Raw genomic sequence first — 8,664 nt, 5'->3', positions numbered from 1 at the left:
CAGCTTTTTCGGGTCGGTCGGCGTGTCGGCCACCAGGTCTTTGTTGGCGTCGCAGTAGGCGTTGTCCAGGTCGCCGCGGTTCGCGCATTCGGCGCCTTGCGCCTGGGCGCCGCCGGCGGCCAGCAGGCCGGCGCCAAGCAGACCCATGGCCAGTTGCAGGACCAAGGCCTTCGGGGCGTGGGTCATCATGTTCTTCATGTGATTTGTCTCCTGTTGGGTGGACCGATGAAACGTGTGGCCTGACTATAGGAAAGAGGTGCCATGGTGTGGTGTGCTGTCTTTCTGCCGGCCTTCACTTGGCTTTCAGGCTGCTTTCAAAATCACTCGTGGTTTGCCCTGATGGGGTCGTGCGAAGGGCGGCGGCGCCCCAGGCAACCCTTAGACTGCCCGTCTTCAGTGCCCCGAAGTGCCCATGAAACTGTTGTTGGTAGAAGACGATTTCGATCTGGGTGGTGCGCTCGTGCGCGTGCTGTCCAAACGCGGATTCGACGTCGCGCGCTGCAGCGACGGCCTGACCGCCTTGGAATGGCTGCGCGCCAATACCTGCGATGTGGCGCTGCTGGACCTCGGCATTCCCGGCATGGACGGCCTGCAGCTGCTGCAGCGCTTGCGCGGGCGTGGTGACGCCACACCCGTGCTTGTGCTGACCGCGCGCGGCGCCGTGGGCGACCGTGTGGTGGGCCTCAACGCCGGGGCCGACGACTACCTGGCCAAGCCGTTCGACATCGACGAACTCGAGGCGCGCGTGCGTGCACTGGCCCGGCGCTCCCACGCGGCCGACATGCCGCACTGCGGCGCGCTGCGCCACGACCGCGCCTCGGGCGCCTTCTACGTGGGCACGCAAGCCCTGGACCTGAGCCCTCGCGAGAGCGCTTTGCTGGCCGCACTGATCGCCAACCCCGGCCACGCGGTTGCCAAGGAACGGCTCATCACGCTGGCTTTCGGGCAAGACCTGCCCGCGCAGTCCGACGCGATAGAAGTGGTGGTGCACCGTGTGCGCAAGAAACTGGTGGGCACGGGCGTGGGCATCATGACCCTGCGCGGCGTCGGCTACCTGTTGCAGGAAGGCTGACGTGGACGGTGAGCGCGCGCCGAAGACACCGCCTTCGCTGCGGCGGCGCCTCATGCTGTGGCTGGCCGTGCCCTTCGTGCTGTTCCTCGCGCTGGACGCCTACACCAGCTACCGCGCCACGCTGCGCACCAGCCAGATCGCGTTCGACCGCCTGCTCGTGACCTCCGCGCACGCGCTGGCCGACCTGATCCGCCTGGAGCGCGGCGAGTTGCAGATCACGCTGCCGCATGCCGCGCTGGAGATTTACGACAGCGGGTCTTCCGGCGATTCCGGCACGCGCAGCCGCATGGTCTACCGCGTGAGCTACCTGGATGGCCGCTACCTGGCGGGCGACGAAGCCCTGGCTCCGTACAGGGGGCGACCGGAAATCCATCCCCTGTACGGGGCAATGATCGATCTCTACGACACGTGGCAGAGTGCCGAGGCCATGCGTGTTGCCGCGCTGATGCAGCCGGTGGAACCCTTCGAAGGGATGCGCCTGCTGGTCGTTCAGGTGGGTGAACCCTCCGCCTACCGCGACCGCCTGGCGCGCGAGATCCTGCAGCAGACGCTGCTGCGCCAGGGCGCGCTGCTGGCCACCCTGCTCGCGCTGGTGTGGTTGATGGCCACCTGGGCGCAGCAGCCGCTGCGCGCCTTTGCCCGCCGGCTGGAACGCCGCCCAGCAGACGATCTTGCGCCCTTGCAAGACCCCGTGGCGCTGCGCGAGCTGCAGCCCGTGGTGGTGGCCTTCAATGGTCTGCTGGCGCGGCTGCACAATGCGCGCGAACAGCAGCGACGCTTCGTGGCCGACGCCTCACACCAGTTGCGCACACCGTTGAGTGTGCTGCAGCTGCAGGCGGACGCGGGGCTGAGTGGCGACATTCCGCACCAGGAAGCGCTCGCATCCATCGCCGCCACCTCGCGCCGCGCCACGCGGCTGGCCGAACAGCTGCTCTCGCTGGCGCGGGCGCAACAGACCGAGTCGCTCGCAGCAGTACAGAACGATGCATTCGACCTGGGTGAACTGGTGAGCGAGATCGCCATCGACCTGTCGCCCCTCATCGCCCGCAAGCAGCTCGACTTTCAGCTGGACGCCAGGCCCTTCGTGATGGAGAGCCAGCGCTGGATGGTGCGCGAGATCCTTGCGAACCTGCTGCGCAACGCCATTGAATTCACGCCCGGGCAGGGCCAGCTCGGCGTGCGCATCGAGAAGGCCATGGAGCAAGGCGGCGTGCGCCTCATCGTGTGGGACACCGGGCCCGGCATGTCGCCCGGGATGCAGGCCATGGCGTTTACACCATTCGCCCGTGAGCCCTCGGCCCGGCCCAACAGCGGCGCGGGGCTGGGGCTGGCCATCTGTGCGGACCTGGCGCGCACCATCGGTGCAGAACTCAGGCTGGACAACCGGGTTGAAGGCGACCGGGTTCTGGGGCTGGACGTGGAGTTTGCCTGGCGCCCCGTGGTACCGGGTCATTAACTGGCCCGCACCCTGCGCAGCGCCCCCTCGCTCTCGCCGCCATGCGACGAGGAGAAGCCGTGCCAGGCCAGCGCATCCGCCACCATGTAGACCCCCAGCGCCAGCAGCCCCACCATCAGGCAGCGCCGGAACCACACGGCCGACATGCGCTGGCGGATGCGGGTACCCAGGGCCATGCCCAGCAGCGCGGGCAGCAGCATCCAGGCCGAAAGCACGAGGGCGGACGCCGGGTAGCTGGCATTGAGCGCCAGGCCGCCCGCCAGCGCGATGGTGGAGACGGTGAAGCAGATGCCCATGGCCTGCACCAGCGCATCCTTGTGCAGGCCCAGGGTCTGCAGGTAGGGCACGGCGGGCACGACGAAGACGCCGGTGGCGGCAGTGACCCCACCGGTGACGAAGCCCACCAGGGGCGACAGCCAGCGCTCCACCTGCGGCGTGACCGCCGGCAGGCGTGCGCCCAGCAGGCCCCAGCCGCCGTAGGCGATGAGCGCCACGCCCAGCAGCGCACGAGACCAGGCACCCGCCGGCGCGCCGATGGCCCAGGCCCCGAGCCAGGTGCCCGCGCAGATGCCCAGTTGCATGCCCGAGAGGCGGCGCAGCAGCGGCATCAGCGTGCCCCAGGGCCGCAGCTGCCAGATGTTGGTGATGAGCGAGGGCACGATGAGCAGGGCTGCGGCCTCGGCGGGCGCCATCATCAGCGCCAGCAGGGCCATGGAGGCGGTGGGCAGGCCCAGGCCCACGATGCCCTTGACGCCGCCGGCCAACAGAAAGACGGCCGCGGCGCCGAGCAGCCAGCCCCAGGGGGCACCCGCGAACAGCATGCCGACCGTCATGTCCACCGCCTTGCCTGCGGCACAGGCGACATAGGACGATTTTGAATTTGTACTGGATCCACGGGGCGTCTCCTTCGCATCTCTGCCCGGTCGGTGGGTGTGCCTGCCATTCTTGGCAATGCCGGCGCGGCTGAAAATGCGGAATGCGGCGCACCCAGCCTCAGGCTGGGCCGAAGGCTGTTGTGCTACCTTGCGCTCCATGCGCTTTGACCTGACCGATCTGCGGCTGTTTCTGAACGTGCACGAGGCCGGCACGATCACCGGTGGGGCCGAGCGCAGCCACATGGCGCTGGCATCGGCCAGCGAGCGCATCCGCGGCATGGAAGATGCGCTGGGCGTGCCCCTGCTGCTGCGTGCCCAGCGCGGGGTGCAGCCCACGCCGGCCGGCCACACCCTGCTGCACCACGCGCGGCTGGTGCTGCAGCAGATGGAGCAGTTGCGCGGCGACCTGGGCGAGTACGGCGCAGGCCTGGCCGGCCATGTGCGCGTGCTGTGCAACAGCTCGGCGCTGAGCGAGTACCTGCCGCAGGCGATCGCGGGCTTTCTGGCGCGGCACCCGCGCATTTCGGTGGACGTGGAGGAACGCTCCAGCCAGGAGGTGGCCGACGCGGTGCGTGCCGGCCTGTGCGACATGGGCCTGGTGTCCGACGCGGTGGACCTCGAAGGCCTGGCCACGCGGGTGCTGCGGCCCGACCCGCTGGTGCTGGTGGTGCCGCAGGGACACGACCTGGCGGGGCGCCGCAGCGTGGCGCTGGCCGAGGTGGCGCACCTGGACTTCATCGGCCTGGCCGAAGGCAGCGCGCTGCAGGCGCTGGTGGTGCGCCAGGCCCAGCGCCAGGGGCAGCGGCTGCGCTACCGGGTGCGGCTGCGCCAGTTCGAGGCCGTGTGCCAGCTGGTGGGCCTGGGGGTGGGCGTGGGCATCATCCCGCGCGCAGCGGCGGCACGCCACGCCCGCACGCTGCGCGTGAAGGCCGTGCGCCTGACCGATGCCTGGGCCGACCGGCGGCTGGTGCTGTGCCTGCGCACGCTGGACGATCTGCCACAACATGCGCAACAACTGGTACAACACCTGAAACAAGGCCCCGCTTCCACATGACCCAAGCCACCGACCTGGAAACCACCTACCGCGCCTACATCGCCTGCCTGAACGCGCAGGACTGGGAGCGCCTGGGCGGCTATGTGCATGCCGAGGCCACGCACAATGCGCGGCCCCTGGGGCTGGCCGGCTACCGGGCCATGCTGGAGCAGGACTACCGCGACATCCCCGACCTGCAGTTCCACGTCGCGCTGCTGGTGGCCGATGCGACCCACGTAGCGGCGCGGTTGCAGTTCGACTGCACGCCCGCAGGTGAGTTTTCGGGCCTGCCGGTGAACGGGCAGCGGGTACAGTTCTCGGAAAACGTGTTCTATACCTTCCGCGATGGCAAGATTGCCGAAGTGTGGTCGGTGATCGACAAGGCGATGATCGAATCGCAACTCTGAACCACGGCGCCGCACTGAACTTCCAACGCCCTGACAACGCCCCAATGCCCTATCGCCCACCCGCAGCATGAGCTACGACCTTCGTATTTGGGAACACCCGGCCGGCAAGGCCGCCCCGGCCTCGTTCGAGGAAGTCCTTCGCCAATGGTTCGAGCTGGAGCTTCTGGGGCCCGGATCGCAGCCCAAGTTCGCCGCCCTGGCCGCGCAGATGGCGGCCTACAAGGGCTGTGGCGAGGCGCCCTGGGCCAGCGACCCGGTGGCCGGCGCGAAAGGCTGCAACAAGGCCGTGTGGACCTTCGAGCTGCCCGAAGCCAACCGCGTGCACCTGCTGCGCGTGGTCGCCAAGCAGGCCAACGCGCTGGGCCTGACCGTGTTGGACGACCAGCAGGGCTTGGCCCTGGTGCCGCCCGACCGCGTACTGCCACCCGAGCGCGCCGGCTTCTGGATGGAGACGGCGCAGGCCGTGGAAGAACCCGCCCGCGAGGCGGCAGCCCCGCTGTCCCTGGCGCTGCAGGCCTCGCGCGACGAGATGCGCGCTGCGCTCAACGCCCTGCTGCTGCAGCACGGCTTCATTGCACCCCGGCTGGCGCTGGGCCTGCCGTACTACCGCGCGCAGGCAGAGGCCACGTATTTCCGGGCCACCCCGGCCGGGGGCCAGAGCGTCACGCTGCTGAGCACGACGGTCAACAACGCACCCTGCCTGGCCGTCGACATCAATGTCTTCAGCGAAGAGATCGCCAGCATCCAGCGCGCCATCTTTCCGGAGCAGGACGAGATGTTCTTCCGGCGTCAGATGAGCTTCTGGGTCGGCATCTTCCAGGGGGTCTATGCCTATGTGCCCGTGCGCACCCAGGCCGAACTGCAGCGCATGGTGAACGAGGTGCAGGACCCGATAGGCCCGATTCTGGAGATGACCCGCACGGCCCCGGACCTGCAGGCCGTGATGTCGGGAACGCCCGCGTTCCCGCTGCCTGCGCCCAAGACCCCCCAGGCCCCCAAGAGCCTGGCGGAGCATGTGCACCAGAGCGCCGGCTACGCAGCGCTCATCAGCGCCTGGCTGTATGGCGGCAAGCAGTTCCAGGCGGTGGCGCAGTACAAGCGCGCGAGCGACGAGCGCACGGCGGCGCCCGCCATGAAGGCCACCGCGGTCCAGCGGGTGGACCGGGTGCTGGACTACCTGCAAAAGAACGTGCAGCGCAAGGCGTAGGCCTTGCGCAGGCACGGCCTCAGCGCGTGGCCCGCTCCAGCAGCCACTGCTCGGCCTCGGCCTGCTTCTTGAAGCGTGCCCAGTCGAGGGCGGTCTTGCCGTGCGCGTCCTTGCGCGCCAGATCCACGCCGCGCGCAGCGAACCACTTCAGCGCCTCGACCCTGCCCCGGCTGGCAGCCAGCATGGTGGGCGTTTCGCCGCGGCTGGCGGGTGCGGGCTCGTCGATCAACTGATCGCGCGCCGCCAGCCACTCCAGGCATTCGATGCAGCCGCTTTGCGCGGCCATGTGCATGGGGCCCCAGTCCCAGCGGTTGCGCGCCGACAGGCCGGCCCCGGCCTGCACCAGGCGCTGGGCTGCGGCCAGGTGGCCGCCGTAGAAGGCGCGCAGCAGGGCGGTGTCGCCGCGCTCGCTGTCCTGTTGGGTCTGGCGCAGGTCGGGCTGGGCACCAGCGGCCAGCAAAGCCTCGATGTGCTCCATCTGGCCGCGGTGGGCGGCCAGCATGAGCACGCTGGAGCCGTTGGGCGCCAGCAGGTTGGGGTTGGCCCCGGCGGCCAGCGCGGCGCGCAGGGCCGGGGCGTCGCCAGCGTTCTGTGCATCGAGCAGGCGGCCGTCCACGGCAGAGTATGAGACCGACGGCATGGCATTCGTGGGGGCTGCCGCAAGCCTGTCAGGCTTCGGCGCCCAGAGCACCCAGGCCAGCGCGGCAGCCAGCACCACCGCGCCCCAGCCCGGGCGCGAGTGCGCCGAGCGCGCAGGCCGCGCGGCGCCGGGGCTGAAGCGGCCCCGGCGGTGGCCCCAGGCCTGGGCGACCGACTGGCCCAGCGCCATCGCCCCGGCATCGCCGGCAATGCCGGGAGTCAGGCGCGCCAGCCCACCATCGGCGACGCGGGCGTACACCGCGTAGTAGCGTGTTTCGCTGCCGCCGCTGCCGGTGGAGTACAGCAGCTTGTGCACCAGCGCCTGGCTGGCCTGGCCCGGCAGGGCCCGCGTGCGCGACCATAGCCAGGAACGGCAGCGCACGCGGATGCCTTCGTCGCGCACGGCCAGCTCCCAGCGGCGCGTGGCGGCGTGCAGCGCAAAGGCCAGCAGCGCCCACCAGGCGATGCCGGCAAAGAACCAGGACCGCGGCAGCACCAGGCCCTGGGCACCGGCCCAGCGGCCATTGATCGCCCCTTCCACCACCAGGCCTGCCAGCACCAGGGCGGCCGCCCAGCGCCAGCCCGTCTGGCTGAAGCGGTAGTGCCAGCCATCGGCGGCTTCCTGCAGCGTGACCGAGGCGGGCAGGACCACCGGGTTTCCCTCTTCACGGTCCTCGTCCGCCTCTCCGCTGGTGGCGTGGGCAACGGGGATGGGGGTCTCCTCCTTCCAGGCGGCGCGCCGGTCAAAGCGGTCGGGCGCTTCGCTGTCTGCGCCACCAAAGCTGTGCACCGCGGCCTGCACGGGCAGGTCGTAGGTCAGCTCCACCGAGCCGCCGGGCCCGTGCAGCAGCTCCAGCCGCCAGTCCACGCGCTCGCCCGAGCGCTGGGCGCCATGCGGCGGCGCATCGGCCGGCAGATCGAAGCGCGCCATCAGCCGCAGCCCGCCATCGGCGGTGCGCTGCATGCGCGCCGCTTCGGTGAAGGACTCCACGCAGCGCTCGGGCGAGCCGGAGCTCGATTCGTCCACCCGGTACTGGGCCAGGCGCAGCTGCGGACGCTTCTCTTGCTGGTGGGCGGCGGCGCGCTCGGGCAGCAGCAGCGTCAGCTCCACCGGGTGGCCTGCGCGCGGCCGGGCCGGCAGCGCCGTGAGCGCCGCGCCCGCATAGCGCCAGGCCTGGCGCGTCTGGTGCAGGGACAGACCGATCAGCCCCAGCCCCACCATGACGAAAATGGAGATGAAGGCCTTGGCGTACCAGGGGGCGCTGCCGCTGGTCCACAGCATGGCGGCCATGGGGAAGGCGATGCCGCACCAGAAGACGGTGAAGAACCAGGTGGCGCCCGCCGACTTGCTGGCCGCGCCCTTTTGCAGGGACTCGGGCGCAGTGCCCAGTTCTGCCTCCTCCTTCCTGCCGCCTCCGCCCAGCAGGATATGCACGAAGAACCAGCCCGCCACCAGGCCCACGCCCGTGAAGACCAGGGCAAAGGGCACGCGGAACACCTGCAGCGCCCAGCGGATGGAAGGGTCGATAAGGGCCTGCGCGGGCGCCTGTGGGTTGACCATGATGGTGATGGCTTGCCCCCGGGACTGGGCGCTTTGCAGCAGACCGTGCCAGTGCTGGTGCCAGTCGCCGATGTTGTCGGCGCCGGCCTCGGGGTCGAGCCCCACCCGGGTGCCCTCGTACTGCCGGCCCGCGAATTCGTAGCGGTAGCGGGCATGCACCCGGTAGGTGGTGCCGTCGCTGGACGTGTGGCGCTTGAGCTCGGTTCCCAGCACCTGGGCCGCCACCGGCTGCCAGCTGCGCACCTCCAGCGCCGCCCGGAGCGTCTGCGCCAGGGGCTGGATCCCTGCGAAGTAGCCGCCCAGGCCAAAGGCCGCTGCGAAGAGCCCGCTGAACAGCAGCATCCCCAGGCGCTTGCCCAGGGTGTCTATCTTCTCGGGGTTGTTCTCTCTTGCCATGGATGTCCCTCCATTTCT

General features: G+C 70.1%; 7 protein-coding genes and 1 pseudogene. 5 read left to right on the top strand and 3 right to left on the bottom strand.

The genetic code is table 11. From position 1 onward, the window contains the following. Positions 1-147, bottom strand: a pseudogene (locus ACK59X_RS20620) (phosphate/phosphite/phosphonate ABC transporter substrate-binding protein); the annotation flags it as partial. Positions 148-412: 265 nt separating this feature from the next. On the opposite strand from ACK59X_RS20620, the gene ACK59X_RS20615 reads away from it, so the two are divergent. Then, positions 413-1,072: a response regulator gene (locus ACK59X_RS20615; protein WP_409960257.1), complete on the top strand. Its 660-nt coding sequence runs from the start codon at positions 413-415 to the stop codon at positions 1,070-1,072. A gap of 1 nt (position 1,073) precedes the next feature. Then, positions 1,074-2,528 (top strand): sensor histidine kinase, encoded by a 1,455-nt coding sequence (locus tag ACK59X_RS20610; protein ID WP_409960256.1) that lies wholly within the window; start codon positions 1,074-1,076, stop codon positions 2,526-2,528. Here the strand turns inward: ACK59X_RS20610 and ACK59X_RS20605 are convergent. Then, positions 2,525-3,361 carry a sulfite exporter TauE/SafE family protein gene (locus ACK59X_RS20605; RefSeq protein WP_409960255.1) on the bottom strand — a complete coding sequence of 279 codons (837 nt, stop codon included), beginning with the start codon at positions 3,359-3,361 and terminating at the stop codon, positions 2,525-2,527. The genes ACK59X_RS20610 and ACK59X_RS20605 overlap by 4 nt on opposite strands. Before the next feature lie 199 nt (positions 3,362-3,560). On the opposite strand from ACK59X_RS20605, the gene ACK59X_RS20600 reads away from it, so the two are divergent. The 3 genes from ACK59X_RS20600 to ACK59X_RS20590 all read left to right on the top strand — a co-directional run bounded on the left by ACK59X_RS20600 (position 3,561) and on the right by ACK59X_RS20590 (position 6,050). After that, positions 3,561-4,457: a LysR substrate-binding domain-containing protein gene (locus ACK59X_RS20600; RefSeq protein WP_409960254.1), complete on the top strand. Its 897-nt coding sequence runs from the start codon at positions 3,561-3,563 to the stop codon at positions 4,455-4,457. Then, complete coding sequence (locus tag ACK59X_RS20595; protein ID WP_409960253.1) at positions 4,454-4,843, top strand: ester cyclase; 390 nt, start codon at positions 4,454-4,456, stop codon at positions 4,841-4,843. The genes ACK59X_RS20600 and ACK59X_RS20595 overlap by 4 nt, the downstream gene beginning before the upstream one ends. A 67-nt stretch (positions 4,844-4,910) precedes the next feature. Further along, positions 4,911-6,050, top strand: coding sequence for a hypothetical protein (locus ACK59X_RS20590; protein WP_409960252.1), 1,140 nt, complete (start codon positions 4,911-4,913; stop codon positions 6,048-6,050). 19 nt (positions 6,051-6,069) lie between these two features. On the opposite strand, the gene ACK59X_RS20585 is transcribed toward ACK59X_RS20590, so the two are convergent. Continuing rightward, positions 6,070-8,646, bottom strand: coding sequence for an ankyrin repeat domain-containing protein (locus ACK59X_RS20585; protein ID WP_409960251.1), 2,577 nt, complete (start codon positions 8,644-8,646; stop codon positions 6,070-6,072). Positions 8,647-8,664 lie beyond the last annotated feature (18 nt).

Source organism: Acidovorax sp. (assembly GCF_046339755.1).
Taxonomy (GTDB): Bacteria; Pseudomonadota; Gammaproteobacteria; order Burkholderiales; family Burkholderiaceae_C; genus Acidovorax.
Note: the sequence above shows the minus strand (reverse complement) of the source record. Positions and strands in the feature narration are given on the sequence as shown.

What these genes read in the sequence shown, in the direction of transcription:
- ACK59X_RS20605 (WP_409960255.1), bottom strand. Translation starts at nt 3,361, where the DNA reads ATGACGGTCGGCATGCTGTTCGCGGGTGCCCCCTGGGGCTGGCTGCTC.
- ACK59X_RS20590 (WP_409960252.1), top strand. Translation starts at nt 4,911, where the DNA reads ATGAGCTACGACCTTCGTATTTGGGAACACCCGGCCGGCAAGGCCGCC.
- ACK59X_RS20600 (WP_409960254.1), top strand. Translation starts at nt 3,561, where the DNA reads ATGCGCTTTGACCTGACCGATCTGCGGCTGTTTCTGAACGTGCACGAG.
- ACK59X_RS20595 (WP_409960253.1), top strand. Translation starts at nt 4,454, where the DNA reads ATGACCCAAGCCACCGACCTGGAAACCACCTACCGCGCCTACATCGCC.
- ACK59X_RS20585 (WP_409960251.1), bottom strand. Translation starts at nt 8,646, where the DNA reads ATGGCAAGAGAGAACAACCCCGAGAAGATAGACACCCTGGGCAAGCGC.
- ACK59X_RS20615 (WP_409960257.1), top strand. Translation starts at nt 413, where the DNA reads ATGAAACTGTTGTTGGTAGAAGACGATTTCGATCTGGGTGGTGCGCTC.